Genomic DNA, 16,691 nt, shown 5'->3' with positions numbered 1-16,691 from the left:
ACCCGGCTTTGATATCAAAGCCGAGTTTTTTTAACCTCGCAAAGTTTAGGCGATCGCACCGTACAATATCGTTTGCGAGATTTCTTAATTTCCCGCCAATGCTATTGGGGGCTACCAATTCCCATCATCTACTGCGACACCTGCGATTTGGCGCAGCCTCACAAAGAAATGGTATTAAACGTCTATGCTGCAACTAACTCGGTGATTTTGGCACGAGCCTTGGCGATCGATTCAGCCAAGCTGCAACGAATTCTTTTGTAAGTCTGCGAGAGTGCGAGCGATCGCCACGAGGACTAGAATCGATATGCAATAGATGTGTCATAGTTCTTTTTGCTCAATCACCATTCGAGCTTAGATAAATGACCCATACCCAACTATCTGAATCTGCTCCAGCAACGAGTAGAACGCGCAAAGCAGTTGTTGAAAAAAAGCGATCGCTCGATTATCGAAATTGCCTTGGTGTGCGGCTTCAACAGCCACAGCCATTTGAGTAAACAGTTTCGGCAACTTACAGGTATATGGCAGAAGGCAGAAGGCAGGAGGCAGGAGGTAAAAGTATTACTATTCCTAGCTTCCATGCTTTCAAAATGTCCTAACCTGTGTGAGTACGGCTATACTGAATTTTTTTCACGAATCAATAAGACTCTATTTCAATACTGCTCGCTTTGTGCATTTTTAACTCGGCATTGGATTTGGGGAAAAGGTTAATGGTTCGACAAGCTCACCAACCGGGTAAAGGTTAAAGGTTTTTTCTTTCCCCCTTTCCCCTTCCCCTTTTCCCCAAAACCCGACAAGTATTGGACTCTATTTGATTGCGTGAAAAGTTAGATCCCCGATTTCTTTAAGAAGTCGGGGATCTGAACAGTGCGAAACCTTATTGATTAAACACCAACAGGAGTAGGTGCAGCGAATTTAGCATATCGCTCGATGTAAAATTCTTTGGAGTTAGCGATCGCTTTTACAGAATCACGCTCCTTCAGGGCGTGCTTCCATTGTTTCAGACGCGTGAATTCAGCGGGTATACTAAAGCCACGATACTCTTTGAGTGCAGCCCAGCGTTCAAACCAAGGGAAATAGGTCAAATCAACCAAACTGATGGATTCACCAAACCAGTAGGGGCCTTCCCCAGATAGCTTTCCTAGACCTTCGTTTTCAATAAACTCCAAGTGTTTGTATAGTTCCTGCTTAGCTTCTTCTTGTTTTTGGACATCTGAACTTCGCAGAAGGTTAGAAAAAGCAGAAACAAACCTGGTATTAGCAAAATCGATCCAGATGCGAGCCTGCGCCCTAGCAATAGGATTGCTGGGTAACAGAGGTGGATTAGGAAACACCTCATCTAGATATTCGTTAATGATTGCTGACTCCCAAACTCGCTCATTATTATGAGTGATTGCTGGGACTTTACCATAAGGAGAAACTTTCCTAAAGCCCTCCGGTGGATTCTGCAAATCAATCTCAATCAAATCGAAGTCAATGCCTTTCTCTTGAAGTACTAAGCGGGTACGGTGAGCATAAGGACAAACAACTGCACTGTATAGTTTGATTTCAGCCATTTTAAATTCCTTTGAAAATTAGGACTACTGAGGACTGGGATTGGGGACTGGTGAATGGGGACTAGGGATTGGAGACTAGGGAAGAGGTTTCCTAACCCAGTCCCCAGTACCCTTAAAGCCAGGGTATTTCTTCCGGTGCATAACGGAAGGCGCGGAAAACTGTATTCTGCTCGCCACGAGTTACCGGCGATTTCTCACCTGGAATATTCCGAACTGCAAAGTGGGGGTTGACATATTCCCAGACAATTTCTCCTGTAGTTGTCACCTCGAATATCCGCCCATAAGCACCTTCTGTAATTAAGGTATTGCCATTGGCCAAACGTTGCGCTCCTGATATGTAGGAACTAAAGAAATTTTGGGGAGGGCTATCGGTATATTCCCAAACTATCTCTTTTGTTTGACGGTTGACTTCAATCACACGGGAGAAATTGAGAGCGATGTGACGGCGATGTGCGCCATTGTCGAAAATCAGGATATTGCCGTTAGCTAGTTCGTTGGGGAAATGCTGCTGTGCTAGTACGTCATCTCCTAGCGTCCAGATGATTTCTCCGGTTTGGCGATCGATAATGACAACTGTAGATATATTACGAAAGCTGACAATAATGTTGCCGTCGGCGAGTTCACCGACAGTATTTCCATGAGTCCATTCGTGTCGATGATCCTGGGGAGTAATCGTAAATATATCTGGATCGAGATGTTCCCAGGCGTGCCAAGTCCAAACGATTTCAGCTGCTGGAGTCACTTCATAAAGCACATCAGCATAAATATCACCATTCGGTTCTGTACCTGGTACGCCGCCTTTGATGCGGGAAACCAAAGACTGGGGTATTTTTTCAATGGCTAGGATAATTGTGTTGCCATTGGCTAGCCTACGTCCATCGTGATGGTGGTCTGGATGCTTATATTCCCAGATAATATTCCCCTTAGGATCTGCTTCTAATACAACGCCACTTTTGAATGCAGCCCACAAAGCAAAACGTAGTGGTTCTTCTGGTGGAGTCTTACCGTTATAAAACAGATTGCCATTAGGCAACAGATAACCATATAACCCTGGTGCATATGGCAGATTCCACTGGTGTACTACTTCTCCTTCCAGATTCAAAAGGTAAACTTCACCTTGACCCGTCAGAGGCGTAAAAAGAGTATATCCTCTGAAGACTTTTTCCGGATTGTAAGCCTTTAAACCAGTACCCCGACGACGGATAGTATTTTGGTCAACCAATGTTGCTGTAAAAGTCACGTCGCTTTGCTCCAAATTCAAAATTCAAAATTCAAAATTCAAAATTAATAATCCCCATAAATAAATGTAGGTAGGGGCTTGTATCATGAGTCTGTTTCAGTCATATCCTACCTGCTAAATTTCTAGTTGATGACTGTTGGCTGTTGAGTGAGAAGTTTATTATTCGCCCCTCTACTCCCCTGCTCCCTACCCCTCATCCTCCCACTCCTAGGGCGCTGGGTTGGGAGACTGTGCATGAACCTTATCCAATTCTTCCAAAATGTCTTTGTGGAGAACTACATCCACACTTTCCAAATTTTCTTTGAGTTGTTGAACTGATGTAGCACCAATAATTGTGCTAGCCACAAACCAACGACTCCGCACAAATGCTAAAGCTAGATGTGCTGGACTCAGTTGATAGCGCTTGGCAATTTCTACATAAGCTTTTACTGCTTCGCTTACTTTTGGTTTGAGATACCGCTGACCAAAATTTTCAAACAAAGTCACTCTTGCTTTCTCTGGTTTGCCATTTAAATATTTACCTGTTAAGAAGCCAAATCCCAAAGGACTATAAGCTAGTAAGCCAATTTCTTCGTAATAAACTGCTTCTGCTAAGGCTCCGTCAAATACTCGATTGAGTAAATTGTAGGCATTTTGAATCGAAACAATTTTGGGTAATCCTAACTGTTTAGCAATGTTACTAAACTGGGTGACTCCCCAGGGAGTTTCATTACTCAAACCAATATAGCGAATTTTACCTGCTTTGATGACATCGCGAAAAACTTCTAGCTGTTCAGCGATAGAAACTGTTTCGCTTACTTGAGTTGGATCGAAAACCGTTTGTCCAAACCGTGGGACGTAGCGATCTGGCCAGTGAATTTGGTACAAATCTATATAGTCTGTTTGTAATCTTTTGAGGCTATCATCTACAGCTTGTTTAATATTATCACGGTCAATTGCTTTGGCTCCATTACGCACCCATTTAAAGCCTCTACCAGGTCCCGCAATTTTAGTAGCGATGATAAGTTTATCTCTTTGTTGATGCTTTAACCATTCGCCGATGTAAGTTTCAGTTAATCCATAAGTTTCGGCACTTGTAGGTACTGGATACATCTCAGCTGCATCAATAAAATTGATTCCTTGACCAATAGAATAATCCAGTTGCTGATGGGCTTCTTCAATGGTATTTTGCTGCCCATAGGTCATTGTGCCCAGACAAATTTCAGAAACTTTTAGGTCACTGTTGCCAAGTTGGTTATACTTCATATTTGTCCGCTAAAAAATAAACGGAAATTCTTAGACTCGAAAGATTGTAAAGTTTGCATTACACTCATTTTGAGTAGATGTTTCTCATGGAGTTTTTGCCATACAACTCTTTTGCCTCAAAACAACACTAGTTTGGTAATAAGCCAATATAAAACTCTCAACAAAATCTTTATACATAAATTACGGTAAACTGACTGACTTACCGTAGTATATCAGAAAGTCTTAAGATTCTTCTAGAATTAAGTCTTAATAATTGTTCATACAAGGGATGCTGCTTTTAAGTTTCTAGATCTGCAAGCGGCCAGATGCTTGCTAATAGTGCATTTCTAGTCAATTTTAATGATGTGGAATACACAGTATAGGGATGCACAGATGTGCATTGGTGTCAAAAAGAGGTAGAGGGGAGGGAGAGTAGAGGGCAAATTATATACATGTGGTAGGGACACAAGAGTTTGTACATAACAATCCACACAATGATAAAGACTCACGATTTTAATAACTTGCATAACCAGGAAGTTTTTGCTGCGATCGCTTCCAACGATGCTCATATCTGTAGTAGTCTGGTTGAAGTACCAAGCCAATATAACGATGCAGCCAAGCGCCATTTAGCCTATACTTTTTTTCCTAATTTGTGTTGCTTTCCTGTCAACTTTTAGATCAAAAATACTTTAGCAAATTGTCTCAAGTTTTTTGAATTCCGGCTGTAGTTTTTTGATAGTATAAATCGCTAGTCTAATTATGTTAACTTAGAAATATCACTATAATTTTTCAAAATCTAGCAGAGATTTATCTTTAGAAAATACACCTTCTGACTTTAGGAATAGATCTTCATTTCTCTCCTTATGCCTTGAGTTGCTTTTTCTAAGGGCAGCTACCTCAGGGAGAGTCTTAATGTCAGTCGATCGTAATATCACGAAGCCGCCAGTAAATAAGCTGCTTGCGGCTCTGCCTGCCTCAGAGTATGAGCGTCTTGTTCCCCACATGAAGCATGTTCCGCTCTCATTTAACCAAATTCTTTACGAACCAAAAGAACCCATTACACATGTCTACTTTCCCCATCATTCAGTGGTTTCTATAGTCACCACTATGGAAGATGGCTCAACAGTTGAAGCTGGTTTGATAAGCAATGAAGGTATGGCGGGTATCCCCGTAATTTTGGGAGGTAAGACAACAACCACAACAGCTATGGTGCAGATCCCAAATGGTGCTACGCAGATAAATGCAGATGTAATTAAAAGCGAGTTTAATCGGGGTGGAGTGCTTCAAAAGCTGCTATTGCAATACGTACAAACTAGATATAGCGAAGTTACACAAGGGCTTGCCTGCAACCGTCTCCATACAATAGAAGAGCGACTTGCTAGGTGGCTGCTGACAATCACTGACCGTTTGCAAACAGAGGATTTTCAGCTTACTCAAGAATTTATTGCCCAGATGCTAGGTGTACGTCGCTCTGGTGTGACACTTGCAGCTAGCACCCTCAGCCGAGCCGGAATGATCCGCTACAACCGTGGTCATATTAATATCCTGAATCGAGAGGCTATGGAAGAAACCTCCTGTGAGTGTTATCGAGTTATCAGAGACGAATTTGCTCGATTATTGGACAATTCACCTGGAAGCAATTTTGGGTAAAGCTTTTATGTCTCTATGTCTGAAACCGGACAGACACTTGCTAGTTGCTGTATTTAGGCTTTAGTAATGTGTGCATTTTAATGCATTTATCAGTTAGCGCGTTTTGATGCCATTGCTAGTTCAAGTGTTAGAGTCACACGGGGTTGAAAATAATGTCTAATCAATCGGTGTCTTTTCAAGATCTGCGATTACTCGTTGTTGATGATGACCCTGATACAAGAACATTACTTAGTTTCCTATTTGAATTAGAGGGGGCAGAAATTATCACAGCGGCTTCGGCAGATGAAGCTTTAGAATTTATGTCATTTTTTAAACCAGACATCTTCATCAGTGACATTTGCTTACCAGGCGAAGACGGCTGCTCACTGCTTTTGAAGGTCAGAAATCTGGAAGCAAAGCGAGGGAGAAAGATTCGAGCTATTGCTATGACGGCATCTGCTTTGGATGAAGAGCGCACACGCGCATTGTTAGCAGGTTTTGAAATATTTATATCCAAGCCGATAGATATAGAGGAGTTAGTTTCTGTGGTTAGTGGTTTAGCTAGACTCGAAGAATACGCTTGACATCTTTGATGTAATCAGGGGCAACCCAGTGTAGAGAAAGCTTTTAACTAAATTTGATTTATTTTAATAATGCGATCGCCTGCTAATTTTATCGTTAATTATGGCGTTGGCGTAGCCCGTTGTACATATCGCTTTTTATGACAAATCTTTTGACTAATTTTATTTTTTATTAATTTTGCCACGAGTAAAAAAGTTTTTCAGGGAATTGCTATAAAATATACTAAGGATAAATACAGAGAAAAGCCAAGTAATTCTCTGTCAGCACTCATTTTTTCATATATCAGGAGCGCATTATGGAATATCTTGCTTATTCCCACATGTTTTTTGCTCAAGAAGAAGCATATAGAAACATTCAATATAATCTTCCTAAATCTGAATTAAATTGGCAAAAACATCCGAAATCTTCTTCTGTCGTTATTACTAAAAAGCAGGCATCTACAAACAATAAATATAATTTTTTCCAGTCTAAATTCAATTGGAAAAAACTTCTTAAATCATCAGCTTGGTTAGCTTTAGCTGGCGTTGGGGTACTACTTATTGCTGTCAGCCAAATTCAAATAACTTCGGCAGCATACGTCAGAACTAATGGCAGTTGCCTACGTATTCGTACAGGCCCAAGCGTTAACTATTCCTATGTGGACTGTGTAAAAAATGGGACACCACTTCCAGCAATTCAAAGCTATGAAAACGGTTTTGCTAGGCTTTCTACAGGTAGATATGTTTTTGCCCGATGGGTTGGCGATCGATCTAATAGTCCCACAACGAGTAGACCTGGTGGGGTTGGTGGTTCGTTTATTCTGACCCCTGGTTCCAGAGGTCAGCTTGTGAGAGACCTTCAAACAGCTTTAGGTAGCCTGAGAGTTGATGGAATTTACGGCCCAGAAACTGTTCAGCAAGTACGAAATTTTCAAGCAAGTAAAGGTTTACTTGTAGATGGTATCGTCGGTCCCGAAACTAGATTAGCTTTGGGTATTTAATAAGCTGTTCTACATCTAGCTTAGATAAATTGAACTGGTCAACGTCGTTCGATCGCCTTTACCAATTGAATTGCTAACCATAAAAAATAAAGATTGACAAAAAAAAGGCCCCTGGCGTAAACCAGGGGTCTTTCCCCTTAAGAAAGTTTAAAAGCGTTGTAGGATTCATGATCAACGTCAAAGTATGGCTATTTAGTTGCTTGTGAGTCGTGAATCCAAAGTAGCAAGCGAATCCAGACAGATATTAACAATTCAAAATTCAAAATTCACGCATTAAAGACAATAGACTTCTTGCAGAAGTGGGGAATAGGGTAAGGGGTAAAGGGGAAAGCGGCTCATAAAAACCCTTTTCCCTTTAACCTTTTCCCTTTCCCCCCTCTTGCAAAAGTTACTTTTGCAAGAGGTCTAATTTCTTCAAGGGGACTCTTCGCCCGACTGAAACTGGGGCTACCTGTAGAGGTAGGGGTCTTAAACCGTTTTATTTACGATAATTCTCATTTAATAGCGAAAATGCGTAGGCGCAGCCCGCCGCAGGCATCGCCAATATTTCAATATTTAGATGTTCAATTGCGGATCGCTTTCATTCTAAGAGAACTTTTCCCACGCTTGGGCGACTAATTGGCTCAACCAGCGGCGTTGTTGCTGGTCTAGCAGCGGGTCTTCCGCTAACACCTGAGCAGTTAATTCTTCCAAAGATTGACCCTGAGCGCGGACAATCTTAATAACTCCAGCGATCGCACTGGCAACTAGTTCTTCATCAATCGGTTGTTGTCGTAGAGCTACAATTTCTTGGGGACTGTCTGGAATGGGATAATTCATGGCGTGGGTTTACAGTTTTACAAAATGAACAATAAATTTGATAAAATTTTAAAATTTCTTCACTGAATCTTTACGTAACTAATAGGGCGGAGTTTACCTTATTTTGTGCCTTCATAAAATCTGTCTTTGTGAATAGATCGATGTGAGATGTCAGGAAAAGATGAAAGAAATCCTTTATTTAGAAATTCCAACTGCGGATATTGCTGCTGTGCGTAAGTGGTTGCAAGCAGATTTTCAACCAGGACATGGGGAAAAATTACTGACCCCAGAAGGCTTCCGCCTCAAAATTGCTACTGCTACTACAAATGCTGGTGGGGCGATTTCCAAAAACTTGCCTGAAGAACTTTCTGTATTTGTTTGGTCAGTACAACGAACTACCTACCTAAAAGTGTTTCGTTGGGCAGAACAACCCTTTCCTGAAGAGAAAGAAATCCTGCAACACCTGACCAAAGAAATCAGAAGCCGTTTTCCGCATCATTATCCGGAACCCCCAGCTATTGATTTATCCCAGGAATCAATTTTTGCAGCCCTAGCCCCTTACTATCCCCTCACCGTCAAGTATTTTCAGAAAATGCCTAACGGAGAATATGACCTCAAACGCGCCTACTGGTGGGAACAGCGATGGCGTCAAGGAGTACGGAATCCGCAGCAGCCCCGACAGGTGGTGTTTTCTAGAACTGGGGACTGGGGAAGAGGTAGGGGAGCAGGGGGAGATAAGAAAACATCCTCCTCATCCACTACTTACGACCTGATTTACATTGGCGGCGCACTAGGCGTCATCCATGCAGCAGTGATGGCAAAACTTGGATATAAAGTCTTGCTAGTCGAACGAATGCCCTTTGGGCGGATGAACCGAGAATGGAATATTTCCCGCGATGAGATTCAAAGCTTACTTAACTTGGGTTTAATCACCCCCGCAGAGTTAGAGACCATCATTGCCAGAGAATACAAAGATGGATTCAATAAGTTTTTTGATGCTAATAATCCAAGTAAACTGCGATCGCCTGTATTGCACACACCCACAGTGCTAAATTTAGGCTTAGATTCCGAAAGCTTGCTGCAACTATGTGGGCAAAAGTTGCAAGCGGCAGGCGGAGAAATTTGGGATGAAACAGAGTTTATCCGTGCAGATATAAATGAATCACAAGTTGTCCTAAAAGTCAAGCATCTATGTAGCGAAATTGAAAAACAAGTAAGTGGGAGATTGCTAGTAGATGCTATGGGAACAGCGTCTCCCATTGCTTGGCAATTAAATAGCGATCGTGCCTTTGACAGCGTGTGTCCGACGGTGGGAGCGGTCATTGAGAGCGGATTTGAGCCAGGGGTATGGGATTCTGAATTAGGAGACGTTCTTTACAGTCACGGGGATATTTCGCGGGGGAGGCAGCTGATTTGGGAATTATTTCCCGCAACAGGTGATGAACTGACGATTTATTTATTTCATTACCACGAAGTCAATGCTGAAAATCCTGGTTCATTGCTGGAGATGTACGAGGACTTTTTCACAATCTTGCCAGAGTATCGCAGATGTGATGTGGACAAATTAGTGTGGAAAAAACCGACATTTGGCTATATACCGGGGCATTTTAGTGTTGGGAGTAGCGATCGCAAAGTTGCCTTCGATCGCTTGATTGCCATCGGTGATGCCGCATCACTCCAATCTCCCCTGATTTTCACAGGTTTTGGTTCCCTGGTTCGCAATTTAGAGCGCTTAACAAAGCTTTTGGATACTGCCCTCAAGCATGACTTATTGAGCTTCCGACACTTAAACCGAATTCGCGCCTACCAAACTAACGTTTCAGTCACATGGCTATTTTCCAAAGGCATGATGGTACCCACAGGAAAATTTTTACCACCACAGCGGGTGAACTCCATGCTTAACACCTTTTTTGGACTGTTAGCAGACGAACCTCCGGAGGTGGCAGATAATTTCATCAAAGACAGATGTGATTGGTTAACCTTTAACCGCTTAGCACTCAAAGCAGCAAAGAAAAATCCAGCCTTGCTTTTATGGATTTGGGAACTTGCTGGACCTAGAGATTTAGTGCGATGGCTTGGTAGTTATTTTAGCTTTTCTCGCCATGCCCTAATTAGCGCTTTGCTGAGTGCCTGGTTCCCACAGTTCTTAAGCCGGGTAGGTTCTTGGCTAGAACCCCGGAATCCGGCGTTATGGTTGCGGCTGCTAGCAATTAACTACGCGATCGCCACAGGCAAACCGCGATCGGCTACCCAGGTAGCAAAAACTACCCCACAAGCCATAGTTAAGAAATTTAGTCATTAGGTGTTGGGCATTGGGTGTTGGGCATTAGGTGTTGGGCAAGGGGCAAGGGGCAAGGGGCAAGGGGGAGAATGAAAAATGACTTCTTTCCCCTCTGCTCCCTGCTCCCTGCTCCCCACACTCCCCACTCCCCACTCCTAACTTTTCTTCTTGGGGGGAAAATTCGGCAGTTCCACAGATGCCAATGACTTGCGCCCTTTGGGTGGACGCTGGGGATAAACTACGGGTGAGGGTGAATTGGCATCTGTGGCGTTATCATCTGATGACTCTGAAGGCAATTCCAACTGTGTCAATTGTGGAACTTCTGACCAGTAATCTTCCGTTTCTTCAACAAATACCTTAGGCTCAGATGAAGTGGTGGAGGTAGTTATAGGCGGGTTGATTTCTGCCTCCAACAGCTGCTGTTGTGGATTTTCTACTTCTTCATCATCCTCTAGAATTTTTGCTAAAGTGTCCCAGACAGGCGCATCACCGACATGAGTATCCACATCCGTTTTCGCCGCAGGCGGTGGTGATGTAGATGCAGGCTGGGAGGTAAAGAACATTTGGATGAGACTATCCAATTGCTGATCTAAGTTTGATGACTCCGGAGGTGAAACAGTTTCTGTTGTATCTGGGGAATCTTCAATTTCTGGAGAAGAAACTGGTTGCGCTGATGTTGGCGTATCTTCTTTAATTGACCAGTTCCAAGAAGATGAAGAAGTCGGAGTGGCTTGATTTGTTTGGAACGGGAGTGGTGGTGACGGTTCTCCCCAAGAATTATTTGGATTATCGCTCAAGGATTCTGATTCTGCTGACCAAGGTTTGATTGGCTGTGCATTCGGAAACAAAGACCGAGCTTTTCGAGAAAATCTTCCTTGTGTGGAGGTGATATCTTTAGGATGTTTTGCAGTATCTTCTAGGGAATCATAGCCAGGAACAGGTGTGTCTAGACATTTCTCCAAAGCCGCCTTAAATTGTAGGGTCTGGCGTTGTTGGCGCATAAGTCTAGTACGTAACTCGCGGCAAGCATTTTCTGATTGCAATAACTTCTGAGACTGTTCGTTGTTGTTAGTGTGTAGCAACGTACATTCTCGTTCTAGTTGGGCAAGGCGTTGCTGACTAATTTGTAGCTGTGCTTTGTGAGTTTCGATAAAAACTTCCTGGTGTTGAACAGTTTGTACAGCAGTTTCTAATTGTTGAAATAGCGACTTTATCTGTTCTTGAGCAGCAGCTAATTCCTGAGATTGTTGGTTGAGCATTGACTCAGTGACGCTAGAACGTGTTTTCTGCCACTGCAAAACCTTTTCAGACTCAGCTAGGTTGTCTTTTAGCTGCTCTACTTGTTCATATAACTTATTGTTAGCCCCACGCAATTCTTCGTTCAATGCCAGCAGCTTCTGAAATTCCGAGTCAAGAAGTGCTTGTTTGCCGCTGTCAGGCTCTGCAACCCAGTCCTGCTGGGTAGTATCTTCCGAAATTTGTGTATCTTCAGCTGGCATGAGCAGTGGCAATTTAGAAATTACCATATTGTCATTAGGCATAACTGAGTAAAAGGGACAATTCGCCTGCTTTGATTGTGGCGAATTAGCAGAATTTAAGGATTCCATCATAGTCCCCTTATTTGAGGTGTCAGCTTCATTCATCACTCTTGACCCACTCGCTTAAAAATATTCAGCAGTGCTGGCGTTAGCATTGCCGATCGCACACAGTCGATCGGAGTTTGCTCTAGAAGCTAAGTTTAACTCTCTCTAAGGACGAGTAATTAGTCATCAATCCGTATTACCTATTTTGTATCTAGGCTGATGCCGTTATAACACTATGAGCCTCTTTCCCGTCAAGAAGAGTAGGGGTTGGGGAAGTGGGGAAATTAGGGATTGCTTGATTTCGTTTTTTATCTAGACAATTTTTTAGTAGATTATAGTTTTTATTGCATCTATCTTTAGACGTACCTTTAAAGGCTTGCAGGAGATATTTTTCTATCGATTTATTTTTTACTTAAGGTAGATGCCTGTATAAACATTTACTGAGCGATAATAATTTTCTCATTCTGGGCGATCGCTAAATGTCAGCAAACGATTAAAAAGCTTTTGTGAAAACTGTTATGTTAGGGAATTTTGACAATTACGAATAAATACTCTACTTTTTTGCAATTTTAGGTAATAAATTATATAAATATAATAATAAAACTTTTTTTAAGATCAATCTCAACTTATTAGAAGGTTTTTTTTACGATAAACATATTCCTGGCAAGAATTCTAGGCTCAGTTAATCAGAACCTTTTTGTAGAACTCTTGCATTCAATTTGTGAAGTTTACTTAATAACTACATAAGAAATAGCTTAAGTATACTTAGCAACATTAATCTATTTATTACAAAGTATAAAAAAATAATTTTTTTTTGATTAATTAAGTATTAATACTGCTTACAATTTTTAATAATTTATTAAACAATGATTGGAATCACTGAGATTCATGTCGGAGTTGGAGTAACTTAAAACACTAAAATTTCTAAAGTGTAATCTGATTATTCTGGGAAATAAAGCTTGGTGTTGTTGGGCTTGTCAAGAAATAAAAAATTTAAAATCAAGGTGCTAAAAATGACTAATATTTTCACATTTGATGCAAGAATCAAGCAAATAAATGCTCAAATAACGCCATTTGCAGAAAATTTTGATAGTTTTTGGCACAAAGAAATTAAACCCTTATTTACAGATGAATCTTTGTCTTTCAGAGTAAAAACTTTGAATGGCAACTATGTTGAGTATGTCAACTTAGATAATGGAGCTACAACCACTCCCTTTGCGACTCTCAAGCAATATGTAGACCAAATGCTTGACACTTATGGTAGCGTGCATCGAGGTTCTGGGCAGAAGTCTGTGATCACTACACGAGAATATGATGCCAGTCGCAATATCATTCGGGACTTTGTGGGATCATCTTCACAGAATTATGTAATCTTTGCGAAAAATACAACAGAAGCAATTAATGGAGCCGCTACACTTTGGGCAAAAAAACCTGGAAAAATCTTAGTTTCTGATATTGAGCATTCATCAAACCTATTGCCTTGGGTAACTAGAGACGAAGTTATACAGTACAGAACCCGGCCAGATGGAAGTGTCAGTCTGAGTGAAATTGAAAATATTTTCAAGGCACATCAAAATCGCCCCAAAACTGAGCAAATTAAGTTACTGACCATTACAGGTGCTTCAACAATTACAGGTTACAGACCTCCGATTTACGAAATTGCAGCTTTAGCACATCGGTACGGTGCAAAGATGTTCGCCGACGTGTGTCAATTAATTCAGCACGAACGAGTAGATATGCGTCCAGATGATGACCCATGTCATTTAGATTTTGTAGCTTTCTCTGGACACAAAATGTATGCACCTTATGGAACCGGGGTTTTGCTTGGGCCTAAGGAATTTTTCGATAGCTCCTACCCTTATCAAATCGGCGGTGGAAACCTGCCATATATCACCAGAAACTTAGAAATCAAGCGTTTTTACACAGAACGTGCCCACGATCCTGGAACACCAAATGCCATGGGTGCGATCGCCATTGCCAAAGCAATTGAAATTATAGAAGGATTGGGACGTTCGCGTATTGCTGAGTACGAACATTCCTTAGTTGAATTTACATTTACACGACTTGCGAGTATTCCTGGTGTGAAAATACATATTCCAGGAGATAATTTAGCCCATGTCATTCCCTTTGATATTGATGGGTTTGACGGACGTTTAGTAGCAGAGATTCTGGCACAAGAATATGGCATTGGGGTTCGGGCCGGGGCTTTCTGCACATACGAATACATTCGCAAGCTCAAGAATATCTCAGACGAGCAAGACTTGGAGATTGCCAAGGAAGTAGAAACAGGAATTACCCGGAACATTCCTAGTATTATCCGAGCTAGCTTTGCTGTATATAATACATTGGAAGATTGCGATCGCTTGATTAATGCGATCGCTCAAATAGCTAAGAACGGATTGGATTACTATTTGCCCTACTACACACAAGATGAAATTACTGGTGTTTGGACAGTGGTAGACAGATAGTTTTTCGACTGTCGCCAAATGACAAAGGACAAAGGACAAAGGACAAAGGACAAATGACAAATGACCAGGAGGATTATCTAAAAAAACGGGTTGAAGAGTACATTTGGCTCAAAAGCGCAGATGCAGGTATTTCGCGCCAGCGCTTTCTGCAAATACTAGGCACTATGGTTGGTGCAACAGCTATTGGAGAGTCGGTTAAACCTGCACCTGCTTATGGTCAGGCAGGTGTTAAAACCAAAGAAAGTAAAATACTTAAGCCATTACCACCAGGGTATATCTCTCATAGCAAAGGCACATTAGAGATGAACTGGGAAGCGATGTATGGGCGTGGTTACATAGTACCAAACAATTGGTTTTATGTTCACAACCGCAGTACCCCTCCTCCCTTTGACCCATCTACATGGCGTTTGCAGATTCAGGGAACTGGGGTTTCTACCCCTTGCGAGTTTACTTACGATGAAATCATCGCCATGCCATCCATCTCGGTCACTTGCGCCATTGAGTGTGCTGCTAATGGTCGGCGCTTCTTTGAAGAAGCTTACAACACACCACTCTCTGGGACACGGTGGAGGCTTGGGGCTATTGGTGTGGCTGAGTGGACTGGTGTGCCACTTGGATTATTATTAGAGCGAGCTGGACTGAAATCCACGGCAAAAGATGTACTCGTTGAGGGCGCAGATTTAGATTCTCTGGATTCAAAGGGAACCAAAAAGTCCAAGTTCAGCAGTGTAGTTCCCATTAGCAAAGCATTAGCAGATAACTCCCTCATTGTCTATGCAATGAACGGAGAACCATTACCTCCAGATCATGGTCAGCCATGCCGTGCTTTATTTCCTGGTTGGGGAGGAAACGCTAACGTTAAATGGATTGACCGGATTGAAGTTTCCCAAATGCCAATATACACTCCCTGGGTGACGGAACAAATGGTCTTGGTGGGTGCAGACTACCCAGCGATCGCTCCGTATAAGGGCCAGCTGATTACGTATCAAAATGTTAAGAGCGCCTTTGAACTGGCTTGGCCAGCTACACTTTCTGCCGGAAGTTACTTACTGCGTGGACGCTCTTGGTCTGGAAAAGGAAAAATTGTACGTGTGGAAATCAGCCTCGATGGCGGTAAAACTTGGCAATTTGCACGACTAAGAGAACCAAATTTTCCATTTGCATGGGTACGTTGGGATATTGAATGGAACCCAGTTCCCGGTGAATATTTTCTGCAAGCTCGTGCTACTGATAATTTAGGTAACACACAACCGAGTAGAGTTCCTTGGAACGATGGTGGGTTGCTCTATGGAGGGGTTGTTAGTCATCCGGTGACAGTGAGGTGAGTGGGGAGTGTGGGGAGTGTGGGGAGCGGAGGGGCAGGGGAGGTGGGGGAGGCAGGAGGAGAACAACTCCGAACTTCTAATTCCTAACTCCTAATTCAGCGCTCCCAATGTCCCATTCAGCACTATCAGTTTTCTAGAAAAATAATTATTTATGAATGATTTTAGTTGGTTGATTTTAATGACTGGGGGTTTAATATCTGGAGTCATAGCAGGGCTTTTAGGAATAGGTGGCGGTATTATCACAATTCCTCTTTTGGTCACACTAGGTTATACTCCCGTTCAGGCGATCGCTACTAGTAGTCTTGCTATTGTAATTACCTCAATTTCTGGAAGTTTACAGAATTGGTGGATGGGCTATTTTGACTTTAAACGAGTATTTTACTTAGGAATTCCAGCTTTCTTAACTACTGGAATAGGAGTATATTTCGCTAATAAAATTCCATCCCATATAATACTTTTGACATTTGGTATCATACTACTTGCTAATATCTATTTAATTGAGCTTCGTAAGCAACTATCCTTAAAGGAAAAAGAGGATACAGCACCAATATTTAATCCATTAGTTTCTAAAATTGGTACCGGAGGAGCAGCAGGAATTTTAGCCGGTTTATTTGGCTTGGGTGGCGGTACGATTATGGTGCCACTGCAAATGTTACTTTTGGGAGAAGATATTAAAGTAGCAATTCAGACCAGTTTAGGCGTAATTGTGATCACTGCTTTAGCTGCTTGTACAGGACACACATTAGAGGGAAATATTCTGTTTATTCAAGGTCTAATTTTAGGATTTGGAGGTCTTTTAGGCGTTCAAATGAGTACTCGTACATTGCCACAATTACCAGATTCTACTGTCAGTTTAGTGCTTCGTATTTTCTTAGGAATACTATCAATTTATATTTTTTGGGAAGCTTGGGCAAATTATCAATTGATGTAAAAGGGATTGGGGATTGGGGATTGGGAAAGGCAAAGGGGTAAGGGGAAAAGGGGAAAGATTAAATTTATTCCTTTTCCCTTTTCCCTTTAACCTTTTCC

16 protein-coding genes and 1 pseudogene are annotated in these 16,691 nt (G+C 42.0%); 11 read left to right on the top strand and 6 right to left on the bottom strand.

Annotation, left to right across the window (positions count from 1 at the left end; genetic code table 11):
- Positions 1–72: 72 nt before the first annotated feature.
- Positions 73–261: a hypothetical protein gene (locus tag ACM0OY_RS27425; RefSeq protein WP_414571955.1), complete on the top strand. Its 189-nt coding sequence runs from the start codon at positions 73–75 to the stop codon at positions 259–261.
- Here ACM0OY_RS27425 and ACM0OY_RS27420 read toward each other — a convergent pair.
- Positions 230–322, bottom strand: a pseudogene (locus ACM0OY_RS27420) (FMN-dependent NADH-azoreductase); the annotation flags it as partial. The gene ACM0OY_RS27425 and the pseudogene ACM0OY_RS27420 overlap by 32 nt on opposite strands.
- A gap of 37 nt (positions 323–359) precedes the next feature.
- Here ACM0OY_RS27420 and ACM0OY_RS27415 point away from each other — a divergent pair.
- Positions 360–494, top strand: a complete 135-nt coding sequence (locus tag ACM0OY_RS27415; protein WP_414571954.1) for a hypothetical protein — start codon at positions 360–362, stop codon at positions 492–494.
- Positions 442–708, top strand: a complete 267-nt coding sequence (locus ACM0OY_RS27410) for a hypothetical protein (RefSeq protein ID WP_414571952.1) — start codon at positions 442–444, stop codon at positions 706–708. Before ACM0OY_RS27415 ends, ACM0OY_RS27410 begins: the two co-directional genes overlap by 53 nt.
- 173 nt (positions 709–881) lie before the next feature.
- On the opposite strand, the gene ACM0OY_RS27405 is transcribed toward ACM0OY_RS27410, so the two are convergent.
- The 3 genes from ACM0OY_RS27405 to ACM0OY_RS27395 form a co-directional block, all read right to left on the bottom strand.
- Positions 882–1,553, bottom strand: coding sequence for a glutathione S-transferase family protein (locus ACM0OY_RS27405; protein ID WP_414571942.1), 672 nt, complete (start codon positions 1,551–1,553; stop codon positions 882–884).
- 112 nt (positions 1,554–1,665) lie between these two features.
- Positions 1,666–2,793 (bottom strand): aryl-sulfate sulfotransferase, encoded by a 1,128-nt coding sequence (locus ACM0OY_RS27400; protein WP_414571941.1) that lies wholly within the window; start codon positions 2,791–2,793, stop codon positions 1,666–1,668.
- 207 nt (positions 2,794–3,000) lie between these two features.
- A complete protein-coding gene (locus ACM0OY_RS27395) occupies positions 3,001–4,038 on the bottom strand; it encodes an NADP(H)-dependent aldo-keto reductase (RefSeq protein WP_414571940.1) in 1,038 nt (345 codons plus the stop codon).
- Between the two features lie 473 nt (positions 4,039–4,511).
- Between ACM0OY_RS27395 and ACM0OY_RS27390 the strand changes: the two genes are divergently transcribed.
- The 4 genes from ACM0OY_RS27390 (at position 4,512) to ACM0OY_RS27375 (ending at position 7,207) form a co-directional block, all read left to right on the top strand.
- The gene (locus ACM0OY_RS27390) at positions 4,512–4,694 is read left to right on the top strand and encodes a hypothetical protein (RefSeq protein ID WP_414571939.1); all 183 of its coding nucleotides are present in this window, start codon (positions 4,512–4,514) and stop codon (positions 4,692–4,694) included.
- Between the two features lie 235 nt (positions 4,695–4,929).
- Complete coding sequence (locus ACM0OY_RS27385) at positions 4,930–5,667, top strand: Crp/Fnr family transcriptional regulator (RefSeq protein WP_414571938.1); 738 nt, start codon at positions 4,930–4,932, stop codon at positions 5,665–5,667.
- A 152-nt stretch (positions 5,668–5,819) separates the two neighbouring features.
- A complete protein-coding gene (locus ACM0OY_RS27380; RefSeq protein WP_414571937.1) occupies positions 5,820–6,230 on the top strand; it encodes a response regulator in 411 nt (136 codons plus the stop codon).
- A 293-nt stretch (positions 6,231–6,523) separates the two neighbouring features.
- Entirely contained in the window at positions 6,524–7,207 is a 684-nt protein-coding gene (locus ACM0OY_RS27375; RefSeq protein WP_414571936.1) for a peptidoglycan-binding protein, read from the top strand.
- 585 nt (positions 7,208–7,792) lie between these two features.
- Here ACM0OY_RS27375 and ACM0OY_RS27370 read toward each other — a convergent pair.
- A complete protein-coding gene (locus ACM0OY_RS27370; protein WP_096534207.1) occupies positions 7,793–8,026 on the bottom strand; it encodes a hypothetical protein in 234 nt (77 codons plus the stop codon).
- A 160-nt stretch (positions 8,027–8,186) separates the two neighbouring features.
- Here ACM0OY_RS27370 and ACM0OY_RS27365 point away from each other — a divergent pair, with 160 nt between their 5' ends.
- On the top strand, positions 8,187–10,307 hold the full coding sequence (locus ACM0OY_RS27365; RefSeq protein ID WP_414571935.1) for an NAD(P)/FAD-dependent oxidoreductase: 2,121 nt from the start codon (positions 8,187–8,189) through the stop codon (positions 10,305–10,307).
- A 134-nt stretch (positions 10,308–10,441) separates the two neighbouring features.
- Here the strand turns inward: ACM0OY_RS27365 and ACM0OY_RS27360 are convergent, their stop codons facing one another.
- Complete coding sequence (locus ACM0OY_RS27360; RefSeq protein ID WP_414571934.1) at positions 10,442–11,929, bottom strand: hypothetical protein; 1,488 nt, start codon at positions 11,927–11,929, stop codon at positions 10,442–10,444.
- Positions 11,930–12,882: 953 nt separating this feature from the next.
- On the opposite strand from ACM0OY_RS27360, the gene ACM0OY_RS27355 reads away from it, so the two are divergent.
- From ACM0OY_RS27355 to ACM0OY_RS27345, 3 genes are all read left to right on the top strand, one after another.
- The gene (locus ACM0OY_RS27355) at positions 12,883–14,337 is read left to right on the top strand and encodes an aminotransferase class V-fold PLP-dependent enzyme (protein WP_414571933.1); all 1,455 of its coding nucleotides are present in this window, start codon (positions 12,883–12,885) and stop codon (positions 14,335–14,337) included.
- Between the two features lie 53 nt (positions 14,338–14,390).
- Positions 14,391–15,662, top strand: a complete 1,272-nt coding sequence (locus tag ACM0OY_RS27350; protein WP_414571932.1) for a sulfite oxidase — start codon at positions 14,391–14,393, stop codon at positions 15,660–15,662.
- Between the two features lie 151 nt (positions 15,663–15,813).
- Entirely contained in the window at positions 15,814–16,593 is a 780-nt protein-coding gene (locus tag ACM0OY_RS27345) for a sulfite exporter TauE/SafE family protein (protein ID WP_414571931.1), read from the top strand.
- Positions 16,594–16,691 lie beyond the last annotated feature (98 nt).

Source organism: Nostoc sp. CCY 9925, assembly GCF_963920935.1.
Lineage (GTDB): Bacteria > Cyanobacteriota > Cyanobacteriia > Cyanobacteriales > Nostocaceae > Nostoc.
This window is presented reverse-complemented; position numbering and strand designations above follow the sequence as displayed.

Coding starts and splice junctions, on each gene's coding strand:
- ACM0OY_RS27415 (WP_414571954.1), top strand. CDS start 360: ATGACCCATACCCAACTATCTGAATCTGCTCCAGCAACGAGTAGAACG.
- ACM0OY_RS27405 (WP_414571942.1), bottom strand. CDS start 1,553: ATGGCTGAAATCAAACTATACAGTGCAGTTGTTTGTCCTTATGCTCAC.
- ACM0OY_RS27395 (WP_414571940.1), bottom strand. CDS start 4,038: ATGAAGTATAACCAACTTGGCAACAGTGACCTAAAAGTTTCTGAAATT.
- ACM0OY_RS27390 (WP_414571939.1), top strand. CDS start 4,512: ATGATAAAGACTCACGATTTTAATAACTTGCATAACCAGGAAGTTTTT.
- ACM0OY_RS27385 (WP_414571938.1), top strand. CDS start 4,930: ATGTCAGTCGATCGTAATATCACGAAGCCGCCAGTAAATAAGCTGCTT.
- ACM0OY_RS27380 (WP_414571937.1), top strand. CDS start 5,820: ATGTCTAATCAATCGGTGTCTTTTCAAGATCTGCGATTACTCGTTGTT.
- ACM0OY_RS27375 (WP_414571936.1), top strand. CDS start 6,524: ATGGAATATCTTGCTTATTCCCACATGTTTTTTGCTCAAGAAGAAGCA.
- ACM0OY_RS27370 (WP_096534207.1), bottom strand. CDS start 8,026: ATGAATTATCCCATTCCAGACAGTCCCCAAGAAATTGTAGCTCTACGA.
- ACM0OY_RS27365 (WP_414571935.1), top strand. CDS start 8,187: ATGAAAGAAATCCTTTATTTAGAAATTCCAACTGCGGATATTGCTGCT.
- ACM0OY_RS27360 (WP_414571934.1), bottom strand. CDS start 11,929: ATGAATGAAGCTGACACCTCAAATAAGGGGACTATGATGGAATCCTTA.
- ACM0OY_RS27355 (WP_414571933.1), top strand. CDS start 12,883: ATGACTAATATTTTCACATTTGATGCAAGAATCAAGCAAATAAATGCT.
- ACM0OY_RS27350 (WP_414571932.1), top strand. CDS start 14,391: ATGACAAATGACCAGGAGGATTATCTAAAAAAACGGGTTGAAGAGTAC.
- ACM0OY_RS27345 (WP_414571931.1), top strand. CDS start 15,814: ATGAATGATTTTAGTTGGTTGATTTTAATGACTGGGGGTTTAATATCT.